Raw genomic sequence first — 25,685 nt, 5'->3', positions numbered from 1 at the left:
GTTGTATGTCGCATCATATATCAGATCGGACAGGGCCTTGGCGAGGACTTTCGTGCCTTTCCGGCCGGACGCGACGACCGTGGTGACCGTGATCCGGAAGGGGCCCGATGACGTTCGAGCAGCAGAGACGGCGGCTTTCCGGGGTGGTGGCCATCCCGGTCACGCCGTTCGACGCCGACGGCGCCGTCGACGCCCCGACCTACGCGAAGCTCGTGGACCGGCTGGTCACCGGCGGCATCGAGGTCGTGACCCCCAACGGGAACACCGGCGAGTTCTACGCGCTCGACGCGGATGAGGCCCGGCGCTGCCTCGAGGTCACCGTCGAAGCCGTGGCCGGGCGGGCCGGTGTGCTCGCCGGGATCGGGCACGACGTCGCGTCGGCGACGCGGGCCGCCCGGCACGCGCGGGACTCCGGTGCGGACATGATCATGATCCACCAGCCGGTGCACCCGTACGTCTCCGGCGACGGCTGGGTCGATTACCACGCCGCGATCGCCGGTGCGGTGCCGGAGCTCGGCGTGGTGCTCTACGTGCGCAACCCCGCGATCGGCGGCGACCAGCTGCACGCGCTGGGTGTCGCGGCACCGAACGTCATCGGCGTGAAGTACGCGGTGCCCGACCCGGTGCGCTTCGGTTCGGTCGCGCGGGACGCCGGCTTCGAACGGTTCGTGTGGATCGCCGGGCTGGCCGAGCTCTCCGCCCCCGGCTACTTCGCCGTGGGCGCCACCGGGTTCACGTCGGGGCTGGTGAACGTCGACCCGGCGATCTCGCTCGGCATGTTCCACGCACTGTCCACAGGGGACTATCCGGCGGCGATGGCCGTCTGGGAACGCATCCGGCCGTTCGAAGAACTCCGTGCGGCCAACGGGAACGCCAACAACGTCAGCGTCGTGAAGGACGCGCTCGCCCAGCTCGGTTTGTGCCGCCCGGACGTCCGGCCGCCCAGCCGGCTGCTGACGGCGGGCGAGCGGGAACGGCTCTTCGGCCTGCTCTCGTCCTGGGGGCTCTCGTGACGCGCGAATGGCGGCCCGCCGGCGGGCCGGAAGTGCGATGACGCCGAACCACGACGCGCCGGCGAACCACCCTGCGACAGGGGTCCACCGGGCGCGATCCTCGCGGTAGCAACCCCACTGGGCGCCTCGGGCGTCGCTCTACGCGACCACGGGCGGCTGCTCGCCAGCCGAACGGCTGACATGGTTGCGGTACACGCGGGCTCGTGCCCGGCGCGGCTCCCGTCCCCGGCCGAAACTTCTCCCGGCCGGAAGGCTCCGGGTGTGCGGTACGTCACCGCCATCCCGATGTGGCCGACTGTACACCTCGGCGGCCACCTGCGGGAATTGCCAATACGGCGGTGGAGTGAGAGGCTTGCCTAAGGACGCGGTACCACCGCGACCAGGCCCCAGTGCCCTTTTCCCGGACCGGACCCGGACCCTGTCGGGGCCGGAAACCGTTGCTGGTCAAGCCTTTACGACTTACCCAGAGCGGTTGTGCCGATGAGTGCCACCCAAGTTCCGGATACCCCTGTGTCCACCGGCAGCGACTTCGCCGAACTCTCCCGGCTCGTCAAGGCCGCCGGCCTCCTCCAGCGGCGCCGGCGCTACTACGTGCTGCGGATCGGGTTGAACCTCGCCGCCTTCGGTGGCGGCTGGGTCGCGTTCGTCTACCTCGGCGACTCCTGGTGGCAGCTGTTCCTCGCCGCGTTCTTCGCGATGATGTTCGCGCAGCTGTCGTTCATCGGGCACGATGCCGGCCACAAGCAGATCTTCCGCACCCGCAAAGCGAATGACGCGACCGGGTTCGTCCACGGTGGACTCACCGGGCTGAGCTACGGCTGGTGGATGGGCACCCACACCCGCCACCACGCCAACCCGAACCACGAGGACGAAGACCCTGACGTCGACATCGCCGCGCTCGCGTTCAGCAAGGCGCAGAGCGCGCGCAAACGCGGTTTCCTGCGCTGGATGGCGAAGTACCAGGCGTTCCTGTTCTTCCCGCTGCTGCTGCTCGAAGGCCTCAACCTGCACGTCTCCAGCGTGAAAGCGGTGCTGAACAAGGACATCCGCAAGCGCAAGCTGGAGTCCGCGCTGCTGATCGCGCACCTCGCCGCCTACCTCGCGGCCGTGTTCATCGTGCTCTCCCCGCTCACCGGGATCATCTTCGTCCTCGTGCACCAGTTCCTCTGGGGGCTGTACATGGGCTGCTCGTTCGCGCCCAACCACAAGGGCATGGAGATGCTGACCGCCGGGCACACCCTGGACTTCCTGCGCAAGCAGGTGCTCACCTCCCGCAACGTCCGCGGCGGCCCGGTCGTCGACTTCGCCCTCGGCGGCCTGAACTACCAGATCGAGCACCACCTGTTCCCGAGCATGCCCCGGCCGAACCTCAAGCACGCGCAGGTCATCGTCCGGGACTTCTGCGACCGGCACGGGATTTCCTACGCGGAGTGCGGCTGGGCCCGCTCCTACGGCTATGTACTGCAACACCTCCATGAAGCGGGTGAACCGCTACGAGCGAAGAAGGTGATGGCGTGACCGCCCCCGCCCCGGACGCTCTCGAAACGTCCGCCACAGGTCCGCAGTGCCCCAACTGCCCGCACTCCCTCGACGCGCACGACGCCATCGCGCGCCGCTACTGCGCCGCCACCGCCGCCGGCCAGGGCGTCGACCGCGGCTGCGTCTGCGGTACCGCACAGGACCACCAGAAAAAACAGAGCACCGGACAAGGATCACGATGACCGCGTCGACCTCCTACCACAGCCGCTACGACCTGCGCGTCGAGCGCGTCAAGAACATCGTCATGGAAGACACGAAGCTCAACGACACCAAGGCACTGGCGCTGGCCGTGCGGATGGTGCACGAGCTCGACACCGTGCCCGAGCCCGTCCGCTGACGCTCGGTCCGGCAGCACGGCCGGACGCGTGAAACGCGCCGTCGTGGCGGAGGTACGTCGCCACGGCGGGGCCGGCGTCGGCCCGCACGAACCGCATCCGCAGGACCGCCGCGATGGCCTGGTCGTCTCCGGCCGCGATCGCCGCGATGTACCGCGAGACGACCCCGCGCTCGTCGCCGCTCGGCTCGGCGCGCCACTCCGCGCGCCGCGAAAGTCACCTCTTCGCAGGTCAACAAGGGTGTGGCCGAAGTTACTCGCGCGTTAAGGACACGTCAGCGGGCGTCGGAAACCCGTCAGGACGGCATTCGGAGGTACTCCGCGAACAACGAAGCAGAGGTGTCCTGACGGAGTCCGATCCGCCGTGATGCCCGGAGGCACACCGTGACGCTCAGCGAGCTTCTTCCCAGCCTCGGCTGCGAGGCCGCCGATCACCTCGAGCCAGGACTCTGGCCGCGCAGCACCCGACTCGGCGAGGACGGCGAGCTGCTCCTCGCCGGCGCGAAGGTCAGCCACCTCGCCGCCCGCTTCGGGACGCCGTCCTACCTCATCGACGAGCAGCAGGTCCGCGACACCGCGCGCGAGTACCGGCGCGTGCTGCCGGACGTCGAAGTCGCGTACGCGAGCAAGGCGCTCTGCACGCGCTCGGTGCTGCGCTGGGTCGCCGAAGAGGGGCTGTCGCTCGACACCTGCTCCGCGGGCGAAATCGCGGTCGCCCGCGGAGTCGGCTTCCCCGCGGAGCGCATGCTGTTGCACGGCAACGCGAAGACGCCCGAAGACCTGAAGGCCGCGCTCGAGTACGGCGTCCGCCGGATCGTCGTCGACTCGCTCGACGAGATCGAGCAGCTCGGCGCGCTCGCCCACGGCGCGCAGCAGGTGATGATCCGCGTGACGCCGGGTGTCGCGGCCGGCGCGCACGCGTCGATCAGCACCGGCACCGAAGGCCAGAAGTTCGGCTTTTCGCTGCTCGACGGCGTCCCGGACAACGTCGACGCCGCCGTGAAAGCCGTCCTCGCCCAGCCCGGGCTGCGGCTGGCCGGGCTGCACTGCCACATCGGCTCGCAGGTCTCGCGCGTCGACCGGTACGAGGCCGCCGCTCGACGGATGGCCGAGGTGCTCGTCCGGATCCGCGACGTCCACGGCGTCACGCTGCGGGAGCTCGACCTCGGCGGCGGCCACGCCGTCGCGTACTTCGGCGGCGAGCCCGCGTTCGACCTCGGCGGCTACTCGCGACGCCTGCGCGTGGCGCTCGGGTACGAGTGCGCGGCCCACGGTTTTCCGTTGCCGCGCTTGACGATCGAGCCCGGCCGGGCGATCGTCGGGCCGGCCGGGATCACGGTGTACCGCGTGTGCGCGGTCAAGCGCGGCAGCCGCACGTTCGTCGCGGTCGACGGCGGCATGAGCGACAACGCGCGGCCGTCGCTCTACGGCGCGCGCTACACGACCCGCCTGGTCGGCCGCCGGTCGAAGGAAAAGCGCGCCCCGATGACCGTCGTCGGCCGGCACTGCGAGTCCGGTGACGTCCTCGCCGACGGCATCCTCCTGCCCGGCGACCTGCACGCCGGTGACCTGCTGGCCGTGCCGTGCACCGGCGCGTACCACCACTCGCTGGCCTCGAACTACAACCAGGTGGGCCGCCCGCCGCTGGTCGGTGTGAAGGACGGCGTCGCGACGCTGCTGGTGCGCCGCGAGACCGAGGAAGACCTCGGCCGGCGGGATCTCGGGTGAGGACGACGCCGCCCCGCGCGGCATGCGTTTGTGCTCCTGGAGTTCCGGTTCGGTGACGACGAGCCACCGAACGGGACCCGGGAGCGACCCGCGGGTGCCCCCGGCCGTGCGCGGGCGCGCGGAAGAGCCTCGGATTGGCTTGTGATTTTCCTCCCGGGCCACCGATTCCTCGGCTGATCGCCGCGCGCACGCCGGATCACGTGAAGCTGGCCTGGGGCTCTCGCTTTCTGGTCAGGTCTCGATACGCTGCGCACTTGACAAATCACATGCCGAAACACAGGGAGGGACGGCATGGGTGACGAATCACGTGCGCGAGGACTTGACAATACGGACAGATCGCTGATCGCTCTGCTCCAGCAGGACGGCCGGGCCTCGTTCACCGCGCTCGCCAAGGCGGTCGGACTTTCCGAGGGTGCCGTCCGCCAGCGGGTGCAGCGATTGCTGCGCGACGACCTGATGCAGATCGTCGCGGTGACGGACCCCGCCAACGTCGATCTGACGCGGCAGGCGATGGTCGGGATCAGCGTCGACGGCGCGGATCCCCGTGCGGTGGCGGACAAGCTGTCCGAACTGCCGCACGTCCACTACGTCGTGCTGTGCGCCGGACGCTACGACCTGCTGGCGGAACTCGTCTGCCGGGACGACGACCACATGCTCGAAGTGCTCGGTGAGGAGATCCGGCAGATCCCGGGTGTCTCCGGCACCGAGCTGTTCGTGTACCTGAAGCTGGCCAAGCAGAACTACGCCTGGGGCCGGCTCACCGCGTGACGGCCGGGGATGACGGGCCGAGACCCAGCCCGCCACCCCCGTCCGGCTACAGGAACCGGCGGTACCCCGCGGAAACCGGCACGCCGGCCTCCGCGAGCCCGGTCAGCGACGACGGCAGCGCGTCCTGGTAGAGGACACCGAGGCGCTGCGTGGCGCGGGTGAGGGCGACGTACAGCTCGGCCGCGCCACGCGGCCCTTCGGCCAGGATCCGCTTGGGCTCGACGACGAGAACGGCGTCGAACTCGAGGCCCTTGGTCGCCGACGGCGGGACCGTGCCCGGCACCCCCGCCGGGCCGATCACGACACTCGTGCCCTCACGGCCGCCTTCGTCGCGGTCGAATTCGTCGATGGCGCCTTGCAAGTCGCCCTCCGCAATTTGTCTGGACCACGGCCGGACCCCGCTCGCGCGCACCGACTCGGGCAGCCGCGCGTCCGGCGCGAACTCCGCGAGCAGCTTGCCGGCGACGGTCATGATCTCCGCCGGCGTGCGGTAGTTCACGGTCAGTTCCCGGTACAGCCAGCGGTCGCGGACGTACGGCGCGAGCACCGGCGCCCACGCCGTGGCCCCGGCCGCCGACCGCCGCTGCGCGAGGTCGCCGACGATCGTGAACGACCGGCTCGGGCACCGCCGCATCAGCACCCGCCAGTCCATTTCGGACAGTTCCTGCGCCTCGTCGACGACGACGTGCCCGTACGTCCAGTCGCGGTCCTCGACCGCGCGTTCGGCGAGGTCACGGGTGTCGCGCTCGGCGAACCGGCCGGCGAGGTCCTCGGCGTAGAGCAGGTCCGTGGCGACCAGCTGGACGTCTTCGTCCAGTTCCTCGCGGTCCAGCTTGAGGAGGTCCATCACGCCGCCGGCGTACTCGGCGTCCGCCTCCGCCTGCCGCTTCGCGGCGGCGCGTTCGGCGGCGTCGTCCCGGCCGAGCAGGTCGGCCAGCTCGTCGAGCAGCGGGACGTCCGAGACCGTCCAGGCCATGCCGTCCGCGCGGGCCAGCGCCGGGTCGGCCCCGGCGGCCCGGAGCCGGCGCGGGGACAGGTACAACGGCGCCAGCAGCGTCTCCGGCGTCAGCGACGGCCACAGCGCGTCGACCACCGAGCCGAGTTCTTCGTGCTCCGCCAGTTCTTCGCGGACGTCGGCGCGCAGGTTCTCCCACGCGCCTTCGTCCTCCCGGCTCAGCCAGCCTTCGCCGATCTCCGCCACCGCCCGCTCGGTGAGGATCTGGGCGACGGTCTCGCGGAACACCGCGCGGGCCTCGTTGTGCGGCAGCCCCGTCCGCCGCGCCTCGGTCCGCGCCTCGTCGGCGACGTCCTCGTCGAGTTCGACCGTGACGTCGGCCAGCTCGACCGGCACCGGCTCGTCGGGCACCTTCTGCCGGTCGGCGACCGCCGCCGCGAGGACGTCGAGGATCTTCAGCGAGCCCTTGAGCTTCGCCACTTCCGGTGCGTCCTCGGCGGTGACGCGCAGGCCCGGCACGAGGCCGCCGGTGGTCAGGAACACGACGTCCGACTCGCCGAGCGAGGGCAGCACGCGGCCGATGTGGTCCAGGAACACCGGGCTCGGCCCGACCACCAGCACGCCGCTGCGCGACATCCGCTCGCGCTGGGTGTAGAGCAGGTAGGCCACCCGGTGCAGCGCGACCGCGGTCTTGCCGGTGCCGGGCCCGCCTTCGACGACCAGCACGCCCGCGTGGCCGAGCCGGATGATCTCGTCCTGCTCGGCCTGGATCGTCGCGACGATGTCGCGCATCCCCGCACCCCGCGGCGCGTTGACGGCCGCCAGCAGGGCCGCGTCACCGCGCTCGTGATCGCCGGGACGGCCGAACACCTCGTCGGTGAAGTCGTCGATCCGGCGGCCCATCGTGTGGAACTGACGGCGTCGCCGCATGTCTTCCGGCGACGCCGCCGTCGCGACGTAGAACGCGCGCGACGCCGGCGCCCGCCAATCGAGCAGCAGCGGTTCGTAGTCGTTTTCGCTGTCGAAGATGCCGATCCGGCCGATGTAACTCCGTTCTCCCGAAACGGCGTCGAGCCTGCCGAAGCAGAGCCCGTTGTCGACGACGTTCAGCCGTGCCGTCTCGCGCGCCCGGACGCGCACGTCGGCGTCGCGCTCGACCAGCGCGATCCCGGTTTCCCCCAGTGCGGCCCGAAAGCGGGCCGCCGCCTGCGCGCGTTCACGGTCCAGACGCGCGTACAGCTCGGCCGTGTACGCGCGTTCGGCCCGCAATTCCTCGTCGTACCCCAGATTTGACAAGTTCCCCTCACAGCGGTTAGACTGACAACACATTCGGCGGGTTCTCCCATTTTTTACGGAGAGCACGTCGAATTTTTATTGTCCACCCGCTGTCAAGAGCGAACTCGTCCGCGCGGCCTCGCTGGTCAGGCGACTGCCGCCGGACGCGGGATGAGCACCGGTACTGTCTCAACGCATGAGCGGTCCACGGGTGTTCCGGTTGATCCAGCCCGTCGACGACATCGAGGCGGCGGTCGCGTTCTACGCGCGGGTCATCGGCGACCCCGGCGAGCGGGTCGCGCTCAACCGGCACTACTTCACCTGCGGCGGTGTGGTGCTCGCCTGCGTCGAAGCGCCGCTCGAACACCGGGAAGCCCGGCCCGCCAGGGACCCGCGGATCGTCTACCTCGCGGTCGACGACGTCGACGCGGTCTTCGAGCGGGTGCGGGCCGCCGGGCCGCGGTGGCTCGACGACAGCATCGCGACGCAGTTCTGGGGCGAACGCTCCTTCTACGCCGACGACCCGTTCGGCAACCCGCTCTGCTTCGTCCAGGAGGACACGCTCTACGTGGGCGGGCCCGTCGGCTGAGCGTCCTCCAGCGGATCGTCGTCGGTCGGGTGCAGCCGGAACGGGATGGCGAACCACAGCACGCCGAAGATCAGCAGCGTGAGCACCGCGACGACGATCATCGCGGGTTCGCCGTAGACCACCTTCGCGATGAGCGCGACGGTCGACGTGATGGCCAGGGCCAGGCAGACGAGCCCCACCAGCACGAACCGGTTGCCGACGGTCAGGATCCGCTCACGGCTGCCCGTGCGGAACAGCAGCCGGTGCCACGCCGCGGGCGCGGTCAGCAACGCCGTCGCCGCGACCGAGAGCATCACCGCGGTCAGGTGCAGCGACTTCTCGAAGCCGCTGGCGTTGTGGAACCGGTCGGTGAACACGACCGACAGCAGGAAGCCGAAGAGGATCTGCACGCCGGCCTGCGCCACCCGCAGCTCCTGCAGCAGCTCGCCGACGTTGCGCGTCAGCTGCTGGTTGCGGGTTTCACCGGTGTGTTCGGGCACGGGAGGACGATACGCGGCCCCGGCAACGCCCACCCTCTGAGAAGAGCGTCACTCGTTGGCGTGACGATCATGGCGGCGCCCTGAGCAGGCCCGCTAAGAAGCACCATGCGCCTTCTCTCCTCCGTCGTCGTGGCCGCCGCCCTCGCTGTCCTGGTTCCCGGCGTCGCCGGCGCGTCACCCGTGCACGCCGTGACCGCGGGCGGCACGTTCACCGCGTACGCCCCCGGCGCGCACGCGGTGACGTACCGCCCCGACCTCGTCCCGCCCGGCGCCCGGGCCCACGTGTTCAGCCTCTCGGCCGCCCACGCGGGCGTGACGACCTCCCTCGTCGTCACCGGGCTGCTGCCGGGCCACTCCTACGGCGCCCACGCGCACGCCCAGCCGTGCGGCGCCACCGGTGACGCCGCCGGGCCGCACTTCCAGCACGTGCCGGACCCGGTGAAGCCGTCCGTCGACCCCGCGTACGCGAACCCCCGCAACGAGATCTGGCTCGACTTCACCACCGACCGGCTGGGCACCGGCTTCGCCAGGTCCACTGTGGACTGGACGTTCGGCGTGCGGCGGGCGCACTCCGTGGTGGTCCACGAAACCCACACGCACACCGACCCGGGCCACGCGGGCACCGCCGGCGCCCGCCTCGCCTGCCTGGACGTCGCCTTCTAGAACTCCGCTAGAACCCCCAGGACCGCTCGGGCACCACGCGGATGCGGACGGAGTACGCGGCGTCGAACGCTTCCGGCGTCTCGAAGCCGATGGCGCTGTAGCGGGAGCCGTACTTGTCGAGGTACCCGGGCGCTTCCGAGGCCTTGCCCGCCTCGATCTGCGCTTTCCCGTTCACCACGAGGATCGAACCGCCGTGGTCATCGCTGTTGAGGTTCAGCGTGACCTCGGGGTTCGCCTCGATGTGCCGCAGCTTCGCGGTGTCCGGCCGGCTGAACACCAGGATGTCGTCGCCGTCGAGCACGAACCACACCGGCCGTGGCGCGGGCCGCCCCTTCGGCGTCACGGTGGTCAGCCAGCCGATCGGTTCCCCGGCTCGGTCGGCGAGTTTCGGTGCGGCCATGGCTTCGTGCTCCCCTGGGTCGGTCGGACTTGTGATCCAGGTAACCACGGGGCACCGACAATTTCTTCCCGCTCAGCGCGAGGCGACGCGCCGCGCGTACCGCGAACCGGCCGCCAGCAGCACCAGCCCGGCGCCGAGGAACGCGCCGACGCGGGCGAGGCCGTCCAGCGCCGAGAGGTCGAACAGCACCAGCTTCAGCACCGCGGCGCCGACCAGGATCAAGCCGATCACGCGCAGCGCGACCAGCTCGATGCCGCGCAGCAGCAGGACGAGCGCGGCGACCGTCCAGGACACCGTGATCAGCGCGTGGCCCAGTAGGAACCCGGCGCGCCCGGGCAGCGCCAGCATCGACCCGCTCAGCACGAGCCCGCCGGCGCCGTACAGCGCCGCGATCCCGGCCAGCAGCCAGATGGGCAGGTCGTCGGACGGGCCCTTGAAGATCTCCAGCCGCGCCGCCGCCCACGGCAGCGCGATCGACACGGCGAGGATCAGCAGCGACACCACGAGCGCGCCGGCCAGGTCGGCGGCCGACCGCGGGCGCGAGACGATCAGCAGCGCCGGCGTCACGTCGAAGAACACGCCGATCAGGCCGCCGAGGGTCGCGAAGCCGAGCGCGGCACCGAGGGCGAGGCGGTTGCGCCCGCCCAGCGCGGCCACGACGAGCAGCAGCGCCTCGCCCAGCAGCACCCCGGCGCGGGCCGGGCCGTCGAACTGGGTGACCGTCGCCTGCAGGATCGCCAGCAGCCCGGCGAGCCCGGCCAGCTGCCCGGCGAGGCCACCCCAGAACTTGCGCGTGGCCCACACGGCGAGCAGCACGACACCCGCCCCGGCCGCGACCGGCACGGCCTGGACCTTCGGCAGCAGCACCGCGGCGACCAGCGTCGGCACGACCGCCGTCGCCAGCACGGAAAGCGCGACGGGGTCGTTTTCCCGGCGGCGCAGGACGATCAGCGCGAGCGCGATCCCGACGACCGAGGTGCCGGCCGCCGCGGCCGTGGTGGCCCAGCTACCGCCCGAACCCGCGACCGCGGTGGCGATCACGGACGCGAACAGCGGCGGGATCCCGGCGGCCAGCGTCAGCGACGACCAGTCACGGCGCAGCCGCACCGGCGTCGTCGCGAGCTGGACCATCAGCAGGAAGGTGACCAGTTCCGCGGTGAAGCCACCGGTGATCATCGGCGCGCACACGACACAGCCGATGACGACGGCGGAAGCCAGCAGCGGCGATTCCCAGCGCACGGCCACGAGCAGCCCGCCGACGGTGATGGCCAGCCCGATCGCGAGCCCGGCGAGCACCGGCAGGTACTCGTACAGCGACGTCGCCGCGACGGCGTCCAGGTAGAGCGTCGCGATGCCGGTGGCGGCCAGCGCGAACGCGCCGGTGCGACCGGCGGGCTTGCGGTGCAGCCACACGCCGGCGCCGGTCAGCGCCAGCCCGAAGGCGGCGCCGATGAGCACCCGCGGCAGCGGCCCGAGCCAGCCCCGCTGCACGGCCAGGACCAGCAGCAGGACGACGCCGAGCAGCGTGACGCCACCGCCGACCCAGGCCAGCACCCGGCTGCCCGCGCCCTCCTTGCCGAGCTTCTCGCCCAGCGTCTGACGCGGCACGGGCTGGTACGGCGGCTGCGGCGTGAAGTACCGCTGCTGCGGCGGCGGCTGGGGCGGCTGCCACTGGTACTGCGGCGGCCACGCCGGCGGCTGCATCTGAGGCTGAGGCTGGGGCTGCGGTTGGGGGTGCGGCGGCACGGCCTGCTGCAGCTTCGGTGCCTGCTGCGGCTGCGGTTTCGGCTGCTCAGCCTGCTTCTGCGCTTCGGCAGGCTTCGGCGCTTCAGCAGGCTTCGGCGCTTCGGTCGGCTTCGGCGCTTCAGCCTGCTTCGGCTCACCCTGGGCGGTCCGCAGTTCGGAACCCACCACTGCGAGCCGACGCCCCAGGTCGTCGATCTCGCCGGCGAGCCGGAGGAGCACATTCGCTTCGGTGGTCATACCGGACAGCGTCACGCACCGGCCCCCACCTGCGGATCCGTAGCACTACTCAAACCCCGGTCACGTCCTGGTCGCGGCCACCACCCGGTCCATCGTGGTCATGATCGAGACCGTCTCGTCGAGCGGCATGTGCGGGCTCTCGGTCTCCCCGGCGGCCAGCCGCAGTGCCACCTCGTCGGCCTGGTGCCGCAGGCCGCGGCCCTCGTCGACGTACTCGAAGCGGCTCCGGTCGCCTTCGCGCGGGATGAGCGTGAACGACGCGGGCGCGTAGAACGGGCCTTCGATCTCGATCCGCGCGTCCGTGCCGACGATCGTCGCCGAGGTCGGCGAGACCGCACGCAACGTGCAGCTCAGCACGGCCTGCGCGCCACCGGCGTAGCCGAACAGCATCGACGTCTGCGCGTCGACGCCGGTGAACGCGGGCGCGACCATGCTGAGGACGCGGTCGGGCGCGCCGAGGATCATCGACGCGAACGAAACCGGGTAGATCCCCAGGTCCAGCAGGGCGCCGCCGCCCAGTTCCGGCGCGAACAGCCGGAAGGCCGGGTCCTCGGCGAACCACTGGCCGTGGTCGGCGGTGACCGTGACGACGTCGCCGAGCCGCGGCAGCAGCTCCCGGACGTGCCGGATGTGCGGCAGGAAGCGCGTCCACATCGCCTCCATCAGGAAGAGGCCGCGCTCCCGGGCCAGTGCGACGAGGTCCCGCGCCTCCTCGGCGTTCATCGTGAACGGCTTCTCGACGAGCACGGGCTTGCCGGCTTCGAGCGCGAGCCGCGCGTTGCCGTGGTGCAACGGGTGCGGCGTCGCGACGTAGACGACATCGATGTCAGGATCGTTCGCGAGGGCTTCGTAGCTGCTGTGCCGGGTTTCGACGCCGAGCCGGTCGGCGAAGGCGGCCGCGCTCTCGGCCGTGCGCGACCCGACGGCGGCGACAACGCCGGAGCCCGTCAGCTCCAGGTCTTCCGCGAAAGCGCTCGCGATCCCGCCGGTGCCCATGATTCCCCAGCGCAGGGGTGTGGTCGTCATGCCACCGACTCTAGGTCCTCCGGCCACTTCGGCGAACGTCCGAGCAGCGCGACGACGCGGTCCAAACCGGACAGCTCGCCGGCGTCGACGGCCGGTCCGAAGGCCGCACCGGGCGCGAGCCGGGACTGTCCACCCGGGACGGACGCGGCGATGCGCAGCGCGGCGTCGAGGACGTCCTGGTCGAAGCGGACCGGCAGGCCGAGCGTGCGCGCGACGTCCCAGGAGTGCACGACGTAGTCGACGAAGTGGAAGCCGAGCACCTGCTCCGGGCGGAAGGTGACCTCGGTGCTGAACTCCGGCAGCGGGATCTCCTCGCGGTCTATGGCCGCGAAGGCGTCCAGGACCTGCTCCGCGGAGTCGCGGTAGGTGGCGACCGGGTCGTCGCCGAGGGAGACGAGCTTCCAGCGGCCGAGGTCGCCGTCACCCCCGGCCGCGGCGGCGAACCCGAGGTTCTGGGTGGTCATGTGGGCCACGAGGCCGTAGAGGGTCCAGGCCGCGCACGGCGTCGGCTTCGCGAAGTCGGCCGGCGTGCTGCGGGCGACGAGATCGAGGCTGGTCCGGGTGGCGACGGCGTCGAGTTCATTGATAAGCATTCGCCTATCGTCTACGCATGCTTATCATCTGTCAAGCGGCTAGGGTCAGCGCATGGCGGAGCGACCGGATCTCGCGGCGATGCTCGGCGGACTGGTGCGCAGCCTGGTCGCGCTGGAGACACCGGTGCTCGAGGAGCACCGGCTGAGCATGTGGGGTTACGTCGTGCTCAGCGCGCTCGACGACAGCCCGGTGCGCACCCAGGCGGCGCTCGCCCAGGCGATCGGCGCCGACAAGACGCGGATCATCGGCACGCTCGACGAGCTGCAGGACGCGGGGCTGATCAGCCGCGAGCCGGACCCGGCCGACCGCCGCGTCCGGCTGCTGGCGATCACCGAGGCGGGCCGGGAGCGGCGGCGGGCCGCGCAGGGCCGGATCCAGGCCAAGGAAGAACGGTTGCTGGCGCGGCTGCCCGCGGCCGACCGGGCGGCGTTCCTCCGCGCGGCGCAGGCGCTCGCGGCGGAGTAACGCGCGTCAGGGCTTGCGGGCGACGACGCCGGCGATGAATCGCGTCCGGTCGTTCTCTTCGAGCAGCGCCCGCCCGTGCGCGACGACGACCGGTACCGCCGGTTCTCCAGTGCGAGGTCCGCGACCTCGGGCATCATCGCACCCAGCGTAGTGACACCACTCTGCCGCGTGAAGGCACGCGGTGCTTCCGGCCCCTGGTCGACGTGACCGACACCACAAGCGACAATGGAGGACGTGACCGCCACCCTGAGCAAGCCCGCCCTGAAGATCGGCCCGTACGAGGTCGATCCGCCGGTCGTGCTCGCACCCATGGCCGGGATCACCAACGTCGCCTTCCGGCAGCTCTGCGCCGAGTACGGCGCGGGGATCTACGTGTGCGAGATGATCACCGCGCGGGCCGTCGTCGAACGGCACCCCGGGACCATGCACATGATGACCTTCGGCGAGCACGAAAAGCCCCGGTCCATGCAGCTCTACGGCGTCGACCCGAAGACCATGGCCGAAGCCGTCCGGATCATCGTCGGCGAGGGTCTCGCCGACCACATCGACTCCAACTTCGGCTGCCCGGTCGCGAAGGTGACGCGCAAGGGCGGCGGGGCGGCGCTGCCGTTCAAGCGGAAGCTGTTCGCCGACATCGTGCGCGAGTCCGCGGCCGCCGCCGGCGACGTCCCCTTCACCGTGAAGTTCCGCGTCGGCATCGACGACGACCACCTGACCTACCTCGACGCCGGCCGCATCGCGGAAGCCGAAGGCGCGGCGGCCGTCAGCCTGCACGCGCGCACCGCGGCGCAGCGCTACTCGGGCCAGGCCGACTGGACCAAGATCACGGCGCTGAAGGAAGCCGTCACCACCATCCCGGTGCTGGGCAACGGCGACATCTTCTCCGCCGCCGACGCCCTGCGCATGGTCGCGGAAACGGGTTGCGACGGCGTCGTCGTCGGCCGCGGCTGCCTGGGCCGCCCGTGGCTGTTCGGCGAGCTGGAGGCGGCCTTCGCCGGCCGCCCGTTGCCGACCCCGCCGACGCTGGGCGAGGTCTCGCGAGTCCTGCGCCGCCACGCCGAGCTGCTCATCCAGCACGACGGCGAGACCAAGGCCCTGCGCGACCTGCGCAAGCACATGGCCTGGTACTTCATGAACTTCCCGGTCGGCGCGGAACTGCGCCGCGGGTTCGCGATGGTGTCGGGCCTGCCGGAACTGGACGACCTGATCGGCAAGCTGGACCACGACGCCCCGTTCCCGGCCAACGCCGACGGCCCGCGTGGGCGTCAGGGTTCGCCGGGCAAGGTGACGTTGCCCCACGGCTGGCTGAACGACCCGGACGACGACTGCGTCCCGGAAACGGAAGACATGCACTCCGGCGGCTGAAGGCGGGTTCAACGCTCCGAGGTGTGGGCCACGGAACCGATCACGGTGGCCGCGATGACGCCCATGATGGCGTAGATCAGGGACCGTTTGAATTCGGCCAGGTCAGGAGCGGGCTTCAGCCGCCCCAGGTTCCGGATGACACCGATCGCCGAGAGTCCCACGACCAGCAGGGCGATCGAAATGTCCAGATTCGGCGCACTGTTGCTCTGCAGGTGATCGTGGAGCCAGGCGGCGATCACGTCCGGGTACCAGGAGTACGCGCCGAAGACGTTCCCGATGAGCATGAGCATCGCGAACGCCGAACCGACGGCGATCGCGCCCATCGCCACCCCGAGCCGGCCGCTCCCCGCGATCATCGTGCTCCGGAGCTGGTCGATGAACAACTGGCCGACCGTCGCCACGGCGAGCAACCCCAGCAACACCGCGAAGACGACGCCCGCCACGTCGCGCACGTCCGGCCAGAAGGTCTCCGGGGTCAAGCTACCCAGCCAGCCCAGAACGCCGAAGGCAGCCACGGCCGCGAGTACGAGCACCACCGCCGTGAACCATTTTCTCGCCGCGTAGAACAGAATGATGGCCAGAACCGCCAACGCGATCAGCAGACCGATCCAAAGCTTGCTCTCGAACACGAAGCCCACGAAATCGCGTAAATCGCGGCCGATGTCGGCGAGGAAACCGAAGACCACGAAAACGACTCCGGCCACGAAGGCGCCGACCTTGAACAAGATGAACCCGAGCCAGCTGAGCGTGTGCAGCAGGCAGGCGGAACCGGCGGACACCAGCACACCGATCGCAAAGAGCCCGGGCTTCCAGTGCCGGACCGAGACCACCAGCAACGCGGCGAAGTAGGCGGCGGCCGCGTAGCCCAGCCAAGTCAGGAGTTCCGGCAGCGCGGACAAGGTCGTGTCCAGCCACCGGCTCGCGGAAGCCGGCTCGGCGAGCCACTCCCACCCGTCCCGCCCAGACAACGTCGTCGTGCCTTTCGGCAGGCTCATGACGAGGAACAGCACACCGACCACCAAAGCGAAGACCAGTCGCGCGGCTCCCCTTCCGAGTTGCCGTTCGTGGCGATCCGGCGAGGTGCGGCGTCGACTGTCATGGCAGCCAGGTCGTCTCCGTGACAGAACCTGTTACGGAACGCTCATGTACCGCGCCACGCCCATGACATCTGTCAGCCCGAAGTCGTGGCGGACGGCATCCTTCCCCAGCCCTCCGCCGCGACAAGCTCTTCCCATGACGAACTCCAGCGCTCCCGCCTCGCTCCTCAAGACGCTCGCCGTCGAGATCGCCCTGCCGACCGGGGTCTACTACGGGCTCCACTCGCTCGGTGCCAGTGTCTTCCTGTCGCTCGCCCTCAGCGGGGTTGTTCCCCTGGCGCGGACGCTCTACCAGTTCGCCAAGGACCGGACGCTCAACGGCCTCGCGCTGGTCGTGCTGGTGACCAACGTCGTCGGGATGCTGCTGACCTTCGTCGCCGGGGATGCGCGGATGATGATCGCCAAGGACTCGATCGGCAGCGGGATCACCGGGCTCGTCATCCTGATCTCCGCGTTCGGCGCGCAGCCGATCATGACCAAGGCGCTGCGCCCGTTCCTCACCCACGGCAAGGCCGACCACGAAGGCGCCTGGGAGCGCCTCACCGGCAACCGCCGGTTCGAGACCGTCCTGCGTCGCGCCAGCTTCGTCTGGGGTATCGGCTTCATGCTGGAGAGCGCGGCTCGGATCGTCGGTGCCTTCACGCTGCCCGTCGAGACCATGGTGTGGCTGAGCACCGTCCTGTTCATCGGCTCCTTCGCGCTGATCATGGTCGTGGCCGGGGCGATGAGCGCCGAGGCCGGCGAGATGGTCGCGAACGAGGCCAAGACGGACGACCGCGTGCTCGTCGCCGCTTGACCTGCGGAAACCACGGGTGTACAGGTGTGTACATGTACACCAAGCGGGAGCAGCTGGTCGGCGATCTCTCCGACCTGATCCGGTCCGGGCGGCTCGCCCACGGCGATCGGCTGCCCGGCGAGAACCAGCTCGCACTTCAGTACCAGGTCAGCCGCGGCACCGTCCGCAGCGCGCTCTCCGAACTGCAGCAGCTCGAGCTCATCTCCACCCAGGCCGGCGTCGGCTCGTTCGTCACCTTCGACGGCGTCCAGCTCGACCAGCGGCTCGGCTGGGCCCGCGCGCTGGCCGACGCCGGGGCGCCCGTCACCACCGAGCTGCTCGGCATCGAAGCCGTCGAAGACCAAGCCCTGCAAGAGGAATTCGGGCTGGACAGCTACGTCGCCGTCCGGCGGGTGCGGCGGGAACACGGGCGCGGGATCTCCCTCGAGACGGCGACCGTGCCCGCGATCGGGCCGCTGGCCGAACTCCCCGGGACCGGTCTCCGGGACGATTCCCTGACCACGACGCTCGAAGCCGCCGGGCTGGTCTCCACCGGCGGTGACCAGTGGATCAGCACCGAACGGCTCGACGCCTGCGCCGCCGGACTCCTCGGCCGCGCCATCGGTGAGCTCTTCCTCCGCGCCGAGCGCACCTCGGTCGACGTCGAGGGCCGGCTCGTCGAACGCGTCGTCAGCCTCCTGGACCCCGACCGGTTCCAGTTCCACCTCACCTTCGGACACCGATGACCGCGCGGGACCGGGCGCTCGGCGCGTTCACCGGGCTCGCCGTCGGCGATGCGCTGGGGATGCCGACGCAGTCCATGTCCCGCGCCGCCATCGCCGCCGCCTACGGGCCGGTCACCGGGCTGCTCACCGCCGTCGCCGAGCAGCCGGTCGCGCCGTCGATGCCCGCCGGCTCGATCACCGACGACACCGAGCAGGCCATCCTGCTGGCCCGGCTGCTCATCGACGGCCGCGGCACCGTCGAACCGCGGGTCTTCGCCGACGCCCTGCTGATCTGGGAGGCGGACATGGTCCGTCGCGGCTCGGCGGACCTGCTCGGCCCGTCGACGAAGCGCGCGCTCTCCCGCCTCCAGGACGGCGTCCCGACCGACGAAGCCGGCCGCACCGGGACCACCAACGGCGCCGCCATGCGCGTCACGCCGGTCGGCATCGCGACGCCGTCGGGGAACCTGCACGCCCTGGTCGACGCGGTCGTCGCGACCGCGCGCGTCACCCACAACACCAGCCTCGGCATCGCCGCCGCCGCGGCGGTCGCAGCCGCCGTCTCCGCCGGGGTCGACGGCGCGAGCCTGGCCGAAGCGCTCGACGCCGGCGAGCGCGCGGCCGTCGTCGGCGGGGAACGCGGGCACTGGGCGGCCGGCGGCGAGATCGCCGCCCGGATCCACTGGGCGCGCGGCTGGGTGCGGGGCATGACGCACGACGCCGTCGCCGACGCGGTCGCCGAGGTGATCGGGACGTCGGTGGCGTCGCAGGAGTCCGTCGTGGCCGCTTTCGCGCTGGCCGAAGCCATGGGTGACGACCCGGCCGCGGCGCTGCGCCTGGCCGCCGGGCTGGGCGGCGACACCGACACCGTCGCGGCGATCTGCGGGGCCATGCTCGGCGCCGCGCACGGCGTCGACGCCATCCCGGCGGACCTCGCCGAGACCGTCCGCGCCGTGAACCACCTCGACCTCGGCCCGCTGGTGGACGAGCTCCTCACCCTGAGACGGCGCGCGCGGTGACCGGGCGGCTGGTGCACACCGGACAGGTCGTGATCGACCTGGTCATGGCGGTGCCCACGCTGCCACCGCCGGGCGGCGACGTCCTGGCGTCCTCGACGAACTTGTTGCCAGGCGGCGGTTTCAACGTCATGTCCGCGGCCGCGCGGTCCGGCGCCCGGGTGCTGTACGCGGGCAGCCACGGCACCGGCGCCTTCGGCGACCTCGCCCGCGAAGCCCTTGCGCACGAAGGCATCCAGGTGGCCCACGAGCCGACGCCGGACCTGGACACCGGCGTCGTCGTCGCGCTCGTCGACGCGACCGGCGAGCGCACGTTCGCGACCGGCACCGGCGCCGAAGGACGGCTGTACCCAGCACTCCTCGATCATGTCCACCCAAAGAGTGACGACGTCGTCTACGTCACCGGGTACAGTCTGTTGCACGAGATCAATCGAACTGCTCTCTTCGCTTGGCTGCCTCATCTGCCCGGCTCGAGGATTCTGTTCGACCCCGGCCCACTCATCGCCGAGCTTGATCTTGGAGCCCTCCGTGACACACTGTCCATAGTAGACATTCTCAGCTGCAACGCGTGCGAAGCCGAGGTCCTCGGCGAGCTGCCCTCGGTCGCCGTCGTCCGCGACGGCGCGAAGGGTTGCCGCGTCCACGAAAACGGCCGGACCGCGGAGGTCCCGGGCTTCCCCGTGGACGCCGTGGACACCAACGGCGCGGGCGACACGCATTGCGGCGTGCTGGCCGCGGAGCTGTTGCGCGGCAGTACCCTCCTCGACGCCGCCGTGCGCGCCAACGCGGCGGCCGCGCTTTCGGTGACCCGCCGGGGTCCGGCCACCGCGCCGGACCGGGCGGCGATCGACCGCCTACTGACCAGGAACGAGCCATGACCACGACCGAACGCAAGCTCAAGGTGGAGACCAACGGCCTCGACGTGATCGACGACGCCGAGCGCCGCGGCAGCCCGCGCGGGCTGTTCTGGCCGTGGTTCGGCGCGAACGTCTCGGTGCTCGGGCTGAGCTACGGCTCGTTCACGCTCGCGTTCGGCATCTCGTTCTGGCAGGCGCTGGTCGCCGGCGTCGTCGGGATCGTCTTCTCGTTCCTGCTGTGCGGGTTCGTCGCGATCGCGGGCAAACGCGGGTCCGCGCCGACGATGCTGCTCTCGCGCGCGGCCTTCGGCGTCCGCGGCAACCGGCTGCCGTCGGCGATCTCGTGGATCCTCACCGTGGGCTGGGAAACCGTGCTCACGGCGCTGGCGACACTGGCCACCGGGACCGTCGTCAAACGGCTCGGCTGGGGTGACGGCACGGCGGCGAGCGTGATCGCGCTGGTCGTGGTCGCGGTGCTGATCGTCGGCGCCGGCGTGCTCGGGTTCGACGCCATCATGAAGCTGCAGACGTGGATCACCTGGATCACCGGCGTGCTCACGATCGTCTACGTGATCTTGGTGGCGAGTGACGTCCACTGGGCCGCGGTCAGCGCGCTGCCGTCCGGCTCCGCGCAGCAGTGGATCGGCGCGCTGGTGTTCCTGATGACCGGCTTCGGCCTCGGCTGGGTCAACGCGGCCGCGGACTACTCGCGCTACCTGCCACGCTCGGCGTCCGGCCGCGGCGTGATCGGCTGGACGACGTTCGGCGCGTCGGTCGCGCCGCTGGTGCTGCTGGTGTTCGGGCTGCTGCTGGCCGGGTCGTCGACCGACCTGAGCAAAGCGATCGGCCTCGACCCGATCGGCGCGCTGACGACGTTGCTGCCGCTGTGGTTCCTGGTGCCGTTCGCGATCGTCGCGGTGCTGGGCCTGGTCGGCGGCGCGGTGCTGGACATCTACTCGTCCGGGCTGGCGCTGCTCTCGGCCGGCGTGCGCGTGCCGCGGCCGATCGCGGCGCTCGTCGACGGCGTGCTCATGGTGCTCGGCACGGTCTACATCGTCTTCTTCAGCGACGGCTTCCTCGGGCAGTTCCAGGGTTTCCTGGTCACGCTGGGCGTCCCGGTCGCGGCCTGGTGCGGCGTGATGCTGGCGGACGTCCTGCTGCGCCGCCGCGACTACGCCGAGCAGGACCTGTTCGACCGGGCGGGTCGCTACAGAGACGTCCGGCTCGGCCCGATCGCGCTGATCGTGGTCGCGACGGCGCTCGGCTGGGGCCTGGTGACGAACACGTCCGCGGGCTGGCTGAACTGGCAGGGTTACCTGCTGGAACCGCTCGGCCTCGGCGGCCGCGACGGCTCGTGGGCGTTCGCCAACCTCGGCGTGCTGGTGGCGCTGGTGCTCGGGTTCGCCGTCACGCTGGCGACAAAACGGCGGATCCACGCCCAGGAGGCGGCGTGAAGTCGATCCTGGCGGTCATCGACCTGCAGAACATCTTCGCCGACCCGGCGAGCGAGTGGTTCACCCCGCGCTTCGCCGAGGTGGTGCCGCGAATCCACCGCCTGGTGAAGGCGTTCGGCGACGACGTCGTGTTCACCCGGTTCATCGCGCCGGCCCGCCCGGAAGGCGCGTGGAAGCAGTACTACGCGCGGTGGCCGTTCGCATTGCAACCACCGGAGTCGCCGTTGTACCAAGTGATCCCCGAGTTCCAGCCAGCGTCCACTGTGGACGCGACCACGTTCGGCAAGTGGAATCCACGCCTGGCGACCCGGGTGGGCGGCGCGCGCCTGGTGCTGGCGGGGGTGTCGACGGACTGCTGCGTGTTGTCGACGGCCTTGGCGGCGGCGGACGCGGGGGTGGCGGTCACAGTCGTCTCGGACGCGTGCGCGGGGGTGGACGACGAGAGCCACGCGAAGACGCTGGACATCCTGCGCCTGTACGGGCCGCTGGTGAAGGTGGCCACTTCGGAGGAGGTGCTCGGCTAGGCTCGACAGGTGAGCCTCGAAGCCTCGGCGATCGCGTTGACCACGGCGGTCGTGAAGGCCGCGGCGAAGATCTGGCTCGGCGACCGCCCGATCGCCGCCGACGCCACGGCCAAGGTCTTCGATCTGCTGGAGAAGCAGGTCACCGGGCTCAACGACCGCCGCAAGCTGCGGCTCCTGTTCACCAACCTCGAGTCGCGGGTGGCCGACCGGCTCCTGCCGTTCCTCGACGTCGAGTTCCGCGCGCTGCCGGAGCACGAGCGGGCCGCCGCGGTGGACGCCGCGCGCGAGACGTTCGACCGCGCCGCGCTGACCGACGACGACCTGTTCGCGACCGACCTCGACGCCGCGTTCCTGTACCGCTCGCTGCTCCGGACCGTCCCTGGTGTCCCGCGCGAGTTCCTGTTGTCGGCCGACGCGGTGGAGCTGTACCAGCGCGTCCTCCGGGAGTGCTGCGCGTACCTGGTGCAGGTCACGAGCACGCTGCCCCGGTTCCAGCCGGGCGCGCTCGTCGAGATCCTCCAGCGGGAGACAGAGATCCTCGAGACGGTCCGCAACGTGCTGGCCGCGCTCCCCGAACGCCGGCACCCGGACGACTTCGCCGCGGACTTCCGCCGTCAGGTCGTGACGGCGCTCGACCGGATGGCGCTGTTCGGCGCGGGCCTGGCCGACGCGACGCGCCTGTACCCGCTGTCGGTCGCCTACCTGAGCCTGAGTGTCAGCGCCGACCAGGACGGCGTGTCCGGCGACCGGATCGAGCACGTCCTGCCGCACACGTCGCGGATCTTGCTGCGCGGTGAGGCCGGTTCCGGGAAGACGACGCTGCTGCAGTGGCTGGCCGTCCAGTGCGCGAGCCGGAGCCTGCAGGACGTCGAGGGCTGGGCCGGCCTGGAGCCGTTCCTGGTGCGGCTGCGGCGGTTCAGCCGGTCCCGGCTGCCGGCACCGGAGCAGTTCCTCGACGAGGTCGGCCGGCACATCGCCGACGAGATGCCCCGCGGCTGGGTGCAGGAGCGGCTGCGCCGCGGCCGGGCCGTGCTGCTCGTCGACGGCCTCGACGAGCTGCCGGACGACCGCCGCCGCGAGGTGCGGGACTGGCTCCGCGAACTCGTCGTCGCATTCCCGCGGGCCCGGTACGTCGTCACCACCCGCCCGGCCGCCGTGGCTCCCGACTGGCTGCACGGCGAGGGTTTCACCGAGGTCCGGCTCCAGCCGATGACCCCGCGCGACGTCCGGACGTTCGTCACCCGCTGGCACGCGGCCATGCCCGGCGATCTCCTCGACGACCGCCGTGACGCCCTGATCACGGCCATCGGCGCGCGCAGTGCGTTGCGGCGGCTCGCCGAGAACCCGTTGCTGTGCGCGCTGCTCTGCGCGTTGCACCACGAGGGCAACGGGCAGCTGCCGGACAACCGGATGGAGCTGTACGAGGTCGCGTTGCGCATGCTGCTCGACAGCCGCGACGTCGAGCGGCGGATCGAGTCGCCGATCCGGCTCTCCCTGACAGAGAAGCTGGTTCTGTTGCGGCACATAGCTTATTGGCTGGTGCGAAACGGCCACACGGACACCTCGATCGCCGACGCCGAGGCGCGCATCGCGGCGAAGCTGCGGTCGATGGGCCAGATCGACGTCACCCCGCGCACGGTGTTCCGCCACCTCCTCGACCGCGGCGGTGTGCTGCGCGAGCCGGTGCCGGGCCGGATCGACTTCGTGCACCGGACGTTCCAGGAGTACCTGGCGGCCCAGGCGGCCGTCGAAGAGGACGACATCGGCATCCTCATCGCCAACGCGTACTGGGATGAGTGGCGCGAGATGGTCGTGATGGCGGCGGGCCACGCGCATCCCGCGCAGCGCGAAAGCCTCCTGGACGGGTTGCTCACCTGGGACGCCGACGAGGCGCAGCGGCTGAAGCTCGACTTGGTGGCACTGGCTTGCCTGGAGACGTCGCCGGAGCTGAACGAGCGGCTGCGCAACGAGATCGAGGACCGCGCGAGCACCCTGATCCCGCCGAAGTCCACCGAGGAGGCGGCGGCGCTGGCGGCGGCCGGCGAGTTCGTCCTCGACCTCCTCGCCACCTGCGAACCCGAGCCCACCGAGGTCCCGTTCCTGCTGAACGCGGTCGCGCTCGTCGGTGGCGCCGCGGCCCTCGATCTTCTCGCCCGGTACGCCGGGAGCGAAGATCCGAACGTCGCCTCGACGCTGATTGCGGCGTGGGACAAGTTCGATCCCGAGGAGTACGCCGAGCGGGTGCTCGCGGAGTCCCCGCTGGTGGACGGTTTTGTCAGCGTCCGCGACCCGGCGATGTCGGCGAACCTGAAGCACTTGCGCCGGCTAGTGGGGCTGCGGTGCGAGTTCGGCGACGGTTACGGCCGGCTGGACTTCGTTCGCGACCTGCCCCGGCTGAAGGTGCTCGGGATCTCCGACCTCGCCGGGTTTGACCTGCCCGCACTGGCCGGCACGGGTCTCAAGCAGCTCGCGCTGATCGGACCGCCAACCCCGCATTCGATCGACCTCGCCCCGCTCGCCGAGGTGCGCGGGCTGACTTCGATCGAGGCCCGGATCGAAACCCACGGCTGGGCGGCGCTGGCGAGCCTGCCCCGGCTGAAGGACCTCCAGCTGACCTGGATCGACGACCCGGCGCGCCTGGCCGACCTCACGGCGCTGACCGGCCTGCGATCGCTGTCGCTCGGCAACGTCTTCGGGCTGACCGACCTGACGCCGCTGGCGTTCCTGACCGCGCCGGTTTCCCTCAGCTTCCAGGGTTGTCAGGCGCTCAGGGACGTGTCGCTGCTGCGCCGGTGGGCCGACCGGCTGGGCCGGCTGCGGCTGATCGCCTGCCCGGCCGTCGACCCGGCCCCGATCGGCGAACTGACCGAGCTGCGGTTGCTCGATCTCACCGGCGTCGAGCTGACCGACCTGTCGATGCTGTCCGGGCTGAGCCGGCTGCGGACGCTGCGGCTGCGGGCGCTCCGCACGGTGCCCGACCTGGCGCCGCTGGCCGATCTCCACGAACTCGAAGCGCTGCGGGTGACCGGGTCGGGCGTGCTGGACCTGCGGCCGCTCGCCGGGCACTCCGGGCTGCGCGTCGAGGTGAGCACCCACATCGAACTCATCGGAACCGACTCGCTGGGACCTGGCAGTGCCGTCGTCACGCTCAACTCGGCCGAAGTAGATTCGGAACCGTGATCGACCACATCAGCGTCACCACCGAAGCCGGTTCCTTCGACGCCATTGCCGCCGGGCCCGAAGACGGGCGGCCCGTGATGCTGTTGCACGGCTTTCCCGAAGCCGCCGTCGAGTGGGAGCACCAGGTCGCGACCCTCGGGGTGCTCGGCTATCGGGCCGTCGCGCCCGATCAGCGGGGGTATTCGCCCGGGGTGCGGCCCGAACCGGCCGCCGACTACCGGATCGATCACCTCGTCGGGGACGTGATCGCGATCGCCGATCGGCTCGGGTGGGGGAAGTTCGACCTCGTCGGGCACGACTGGGGTGGGGCCGTCGCCTGGTGGACCGCCGACGCGCACCCCGAACGGCTGCGCAGCCTGGCCGTGGTCTCGACGCCGCACCCCGCCGCGCTCTCCGCCGCGATGAAGGCCGACGAGGACCAGTACCTCCGGACCCAGTACATGACCGAGTGGCGGCAGACGCGCGTGACCGAGCGGCGGATGCTCGAGAACGACGGCCGGGCGCTGCGGGACATGTTCGAGCGGCGGGTGTCGCCGAGCAAGGTCGACGAGTACATCCGGCGGCTGTCCGAGCCGGGGGCGCTCACCGCCGCGCTCAACTGGTACCGCGCGGGCCGGCCCGGCGGGAAGATCGGCAAGATCGACCTGCCGACGCTCTACATCTGGAGCACCGAGGACGTCTCGTTCGGCTCGACCGCCGCGCTCGACACCGGCAACTGGGTCACCGGGCCCTACCGCTTCGAGATGCTCGAAGACGTCACGCACTGGGCGCCCGAGGAGGCGCCGGAGTCCGTCACGACGCTGCTCGTCGAGCACCTCGACGCGCGGTAGCCGCCCATCACCCGGCCGTGATCACCGCAGCCACCCGCCTCGCGGTACGAG

At 71.1% G+C, this 25,685-nt stretch carries 25 protein-coding genes; 18 read left to right on the top strand and 7 right to left on the bottom strand.

All coding sequences use genetic code 11. The features are described from left to right. Window positions 1-107 precede the first annotated feature (107 nt). The 6 genes from OG570_RS13285 (at window position 108) to OG570_RS13260 (ending at window position 5,382) form a co-directional block, all read left to right on the top strand. On the top strand, window positions 108-1,013 hold the full coding sequence (locus tag OG570_RS13285) for a dihydrodipicolinate synthase family protein (protein ID WP_326956684.1): 906 nt from the start codon (window positions 108-110) through the stop codon (window positions 1,011-1,013). Between the two features lie 480 nt (window positions 1,014-1,493). Beyond that, the gene (locus OG570_RS13280; RefSeq protein ID WP_247059044.1) at window positions 1,494-2,531 is read left to right on the top strand and encodes a fatty acid desaturase family protein; all 1,038 of its coding nucleotides are present in this window, start codon (window positions 1,494-1,496) and stop codon (window positions 2,529-2,531) included. Further along, complete coding sequence (locus OG570_RS13275) at window positions 2,528-2,734, top strand: RGCVC family protein (RefSeq protein WP_326945099.1); 207 nt, start codon at window positions 2,528-2,530, stop codon at window positions 2,732-2,734. Before OG570_RS13280 ends, OG570_RS13275 begins: the two co-directional genes overlap by 4 nt. Beyond that, entirely contained in the window at window positions 2,731-2,889 is a 159-nt protein-coding gene (locus OG570_RS13270; protein ID WP_247059049.1) for a DUF6307 family protein, read from the top strand. The genes OG570_RS13275 and OG570_RS13270 overlap by 4 nt, the downstream gene beginning before the upstream one ends. A gap of 381 nt (window positions 2,890-3,270) precedes the next feature. Next, window positions 3,271-4,614 carry a diaminopimelate decarboxylase gene (gene lysA / locus OG570_RS13265; RefSeq protein ID WP_326956683.1) on the top strand — a complete coding sequence of 448 codons (1,344 nt, stop codon included), beginning with the start codon at window positions 3,271-3,273 and terminating at the stop codon, window positions 4,612-4,614. A gap of 291 nt (window positions 4,615-4,905) precedes the next feature. Then, window positions 4,906-5,382: an Lrp/AsnC family transcriptional regulator gene (locus OG570_RS13260; protein WP_247059053.1), complete on the top strand. Its 477-nt coding sequence runs from the start codon at window positions 4,906-4,908 to the stop codon at window positions 5,380-5,382. Between the two features lie 46 nt (window positions 5,383-5,428). On the opposite strand, the gene helR is transcribed toward OG570_RS13260, so the two are convergent. Beyond that, window positions 5,429-7,633: an RNA polymerase recycling motor ATPase HelR gene (helR, locus tag OG570_RS13255; RefSeq protein WP_326956682.1), complete on the bottom strand. Its 2,205-nt coding sequence runs from the start codon at window positions 7,631-7,633 to the stop codon at window positions 5,429-5,431. 175 nt (window positions 7,634-7,808) lie between these two features. Here helR and OG570_RS13250 point away from each other — a divergent pair, with 175 nt between their 5' ends. After that, window positions 7,809-8,201 (top strand): VOC family protein, encoded by a 393-nt coding sequence (locus tag OG570_RS13250; protein ID WP_247059057.1) that lies wholly within the window; start codon window positions 7,809-7,811, stop codon window positions 8,199-8,201. Here OG570_RS13250 and OG570_RS13245 read toward each other — a convergent pair. Next, window positions 8,177-8,680, bottom strand: coding sequence for a DUF6328 family protein (locus OG570_RS13245; RefSeq protein ID WP_326945102.1), 504 nt, complete (start codon window positions 8,678-8,680; stop codon window positions 8,177-8,179). The two genes, OG570_RS13250 and OG570_RS13245, sit on opposite strands and share 25 nt — an antisense overlap. Before the next feature lie 105 nt (window positions 8,681-8,785). Between OG570_RS13245 and OG570_RS13240 the strand changes: the two genes are divergently transcribed. Then, window positions 8,786-9,343 (top strand): superoxide dismutase, encoded by a 558-nt coding sequence (locus OG570_RS13240; protein ID WP_326956681.1) that lies wholly within the window; start codon window positions 8,786-8,788, stop codon window positions 9,341-9,343. Between the two features lie 7 nt (window positions 9,344-9,350). Here the strand turns inward: OG570_RS13240 and OG570_RS13235 are convergent, their stop codons facing one another. From OG570_RS13235 to OG570_RS13220, 4 genes are all read right to left on the bottom strand, one after another. Then, window positions 9,351-9,743, bottom strand: coding sequence for a TIGR03667 family PPOX class F420-dependent oxidoreductase (locus tag OG570_RS13235; protein WP_247059063.1), 393 nt, complete (start codon window positions 9,741-9,743; stop codon window positions 9,351-9,353). A 72-nt stretch (window positions 9,744-9,815) separates the two neighbouring features. Continuing rightward, on the bottom strand, window positions 9,816-11,726 hold the full coding sequence (locus tag OG570_RS13230; protein ID WP_326956680.1) for a DUF2339 domain-containing protein: 1,911 nt from the start codon (window positions 11,724-11,726) through the stop codon (window positions 9,816-9,818). Window positions 11,727-11,786: 60 nt separating this feature from the next. Continuing rightward, a complete protein-coding gene (locus OG570_RS13225; RefSeq protein WP_326956679.1) occupies window positions 11,787-12,752 on the bottom strand; it encodes a Gfo/Idh/MocA family protein in 966 nt (321 codons plus the stop codon). Beyond that, complete coding sequence (locus OG570_RS13220; protein ID WP_326956678.1) at window positions 12,749-13,345, bottom strand: TIGR03086 family metal-binding protein; 597 nt, start codon at window positions 13,343-13,345, stop codon at window positions 12,749-12,751. Before OG570_RS13220 ends, OG570_RS13225 begins: the two co-directional genes overlap by 4 nt. Before the next feature lie 52 nt (window positions 13,346-13,397). On the opposite strand from OG570_RS13220, the gene OG570_RS13215 reads away from it, so the two are divergent. Beyond that, window positions 13,398-13,811 (top strand): MarR family winged helix-turn-helix transcriptional regulator, encoded by a 414-nt coding sequence (locus OG570_RS13215; protein WP_326956677.1) that lies wholly within the window; start codon window positions 13,398-13,400, stop codon window positions 13,809-13,811. Between the two features lie 225 nt (window positions 13,812-14,036). After that, window positions 14,037-15,176: a tRNA dihydrouridine synthase DusB gene (gene dusB / locus OG570_RS13210; RefSeq protein WP_326956676.1), complete on the top strand. Its 1,140-nt coding sequence runs from the start codon at window positions 14,037-14,039 to the stop codon at window positions 15,174-15,176. Window positions 15,177-15,184: 8 nt separating this feature from the next. On the opposite strand, the gene OG570_RS13205 is transcribed toward dusB, so the two are convergent. Continuing rightward, window positions 15,185-16,186: a hypothetical protein gene (locus OG570_RS13205; RefSeq protein ID WP_326956675.1), complete on the bottom strand. Its 1,002-nt coding sequence runs from the start codon at window positions 16,184-16,186 to the stop codon at window positions 15,185-15,187. Window positions 16,187-16,409: 223 nt separating this feature from the next. On the opposite strand from OG570_RS13205, the gene OG570_RS13200 reads away from it, so the two are divergent. Genes OG570_RS13200 through OG570_RS13165 form a run of 8 tightly spaced genes read left to right on the top strand, consistent with a single transcriptional unit; the run spans window position 16,410 to window position 25,634 of the window. After that, on the top strand, window positions 16,410-17,069 hold the full coding sequence (locus OG570_RS13200; RefSeq protein WP_326956674.1) for a VC0807 family protein: 660 nt from the start codon (window positions 16,410-16,412) through the stop codon (window positions 17,067-17,069). A 32-nt stretch (window positions 17,070-17,101) separates the two neighbouring features. Beyond that, complete coding sequence (locus tag OG570_RS13195; protein ID WP_326956673.1) at window positions 17,102-17,794, top strand: GntR family transcriptional regulator; 693 nt, start codon at window positions 17,102-17,104, stop codon at window positions 17,792-17,794. Beyond that, the gene (locus tag OG570_RS13190) at window positions 17,791-18,792 is read left to right on the top strand and encodes an ADP-ribosylglycohydrolase family protein (protein ID WP_326956672.1); all 1,002 of its coding nucleotides are present in this window, start codon (window positions 17,791-17,793) and stop codon (window positions 18,790-18,792) included. The genes OG570_RS13195 and OG570_RS13190 overlap by 4 nt, the downstream gene beginning before the upstream one ends. Beyond that, the gene (locus OG570_RS13185; protein ID WP_247059088.1) at window positions 18,789-19,667 is read left to right on the top strand and encodes a PfkB family carbohydrate kinase; all 879 of its coding nucleotides are present in this window, start codon (window positions 18,789-18,791) and stop codon (window positions 19,665-19,667) included. The genes OG570_RS13190 and OG570_RS13185 overlap by 4 nt, the downstream gene beginning before the upstream one ends. Continuing rightward, window positions 19,664-21,100 (top strand): purine-cytosine permease family protein, encoded by a 1,437-nt coding sequence (locus tag OG570_RS13180; protein WP_326956671.1) that lies wholly within the window; start codon window positions 19,664-19,666, stop codon window positions 21,098-21,100. The genes OG570_RS13185 and OG570_RS13180 overlap by 4 nt, the downstream gene beginning before the upstream one ends. Further along, window positions 21,097-21,624, top strand: a complete 528-nt coding sequence (locus tag OG570_RS13175) for a cysteine hydrolase family protein (RefSeq protein ID WP_326956670.1) — start codon at window positions 21,097-21,099, stop codon at window positions 21,622-21,624. The genes OG570_RS13180 and OG570_RS13175 overlap by 4 nt, the downstream gene beginning before the upstream one ends. Window positions 21,625-21,633: 9 nt before the next feature. Further along, a complete protein-coding gene (locus tag OG570_RS13170; protein WP_326956669.1) occupies window positions 21,634-24,804 on the top strand; it encodes an NACHT domain-containing protein in 3,171 nt (1,056 codons plus the stop codon). After that, window positions 24,801-25,634: an alpha/beta fold hydrolase gene (locus OG570_RS13165; protein ID WP_326956668.1), complete on the top strand. Its 834-nt coding sequence runs from the start codon at window positions 24,801-24,803 to the stop codon at window positions 25,632-25,634. Before OG570_RS13170 ends, OG570_RS13165 begins: the two co-directional genes overlap by 4 nt. The last annotated feature ends 51 nt before the right edge of the window (window positions 25,635-25,685 follow it).

Origin of the sequence: Amycolatopsis sp. NBC_01286, assembly GCF_035982555.1 — a bacterium.
In the GTDB taxonomy this organism is placed as follows: Bacteria; Actinomycetota; Actinomycetes; order Mycobacteriales; family Pseudonocardiaceae; genus Amycolatopsis.
The sequence above is the reverse complement of the archived record's forward strand: the minus strand, read 5'-3'. Positions and strand labels throughout refer to the sequence as shown.

Bases quoted from the DNA above. Each gene is read 5' to 3' on its own strand.
- OG570_RS13270 (WP_247059049.1), top strand. From the start codon at position 2,731: ATGACCGCGTCGACCTCCTACCACAGCCGCTACGACCTGCGCGTCGAG.
- dusB (WP_326956676.1), top strand. From the start codon at position 14,037: ATGGAGGACGTGACCGCCACCCTGAGCAAGCCCGCCCTGAAGATCGGC.
- OG570_RS13200 (WP_326956674.1), top strand. From the start codon at position 16,410: ATGACGAACTCCAGCGCTCCCGCCTCGCTCCTCAAGACGCTCGCCGTC.
- OG570_RS13240 (WP_326956681.1), top strand. From the start codon at position 8,786: ATGCGCCTTCTCTCCTCCGTCGTCGTGGCCGCCGCCCTCGCTGTCCTG.
- OG570_RS13225 (WP_326956679.1), bottom strand. From the start codon at position 12,752: ATGACGACCACACCCCTGCGCTGGGGAATCATGGGCACCGGCGGGATC.
- OG570_RS13215 (WP_326956677.1), top strand. From the start codon at position 13,398: ATGGCGGAGCGACCGGATCTCGCGGCGATGCTCGGCGGACTGGTGCGC.
- OG570_RS13260 (WP_247059053.1), top strand. From the start codon at position 4,906: ATGGGTGACGAATCACGTGCGCGAGGACTTGACAATACGGACAGATCG.
- OG570_RS13220 (WP_326956678.1), bottom strand. From the start codon at position 13,345: ATGCTTATCAATGAACTCGACGCCGTCGCCACCCGGACCAGCCTCGAT.
- OG570_RS13285 (WP_326956684.1), top strand. From the start codon at position 108: ATGACGTTCGAGCAGCAGAGACGGCGGCTTTCCGGGGTGGTGGCCATC.
- OG570_RS13195 (WP_326956673.1), top strand. From the start codon at position 17,102: ATGTACACCAAGCGGGAGCAGCTGGTCGGCGATCTCTCCGACCTGATC.
- OG570_RS13235 (WP_247059063.1), bottom strand. From the start codon at position 9,743: ATGGCCGCACCGAAACTCGCCGACCGAGCCGGGGAACCGATCGGCTGG.
- OG570_RS13250 (WP_247059057.1), top strand. From the start codon at position 7,809: ATGAGCGGTCCACGGGTGTTCCGGTTGATCCAGCCCGTCGACGACATC.
- OG570_RS13190 (WP_326956672.1), top strand. From the start codon at position 17,791: ATGACCGCGCGGGACCGGGCGCTCGGCGCGTTCACCGGGCTCGCCGTC.
- OG570_RS13280 (WP_247059044.1), top strand. From the start codon at position 1,494: ATGAGTGCCACCCAAGTTCCGGATACCCCTGTGTCCACCGGCAGCGAC.
- OG570_RS13230 (WP_326956680.1), bottom strand. From the start codon at position 11,726: ATGACCACCGAAGCGAATGTGCTCCTCCGGCTCGCCGGCGAGATCGAC.
- OG570_RS13180 (WP_326956671.1), top strand. From the start codon at position 19,664: ATGACCACGACCGAACGCAAGCTCAAGGTGGAGACCAACGGCCTCGAC.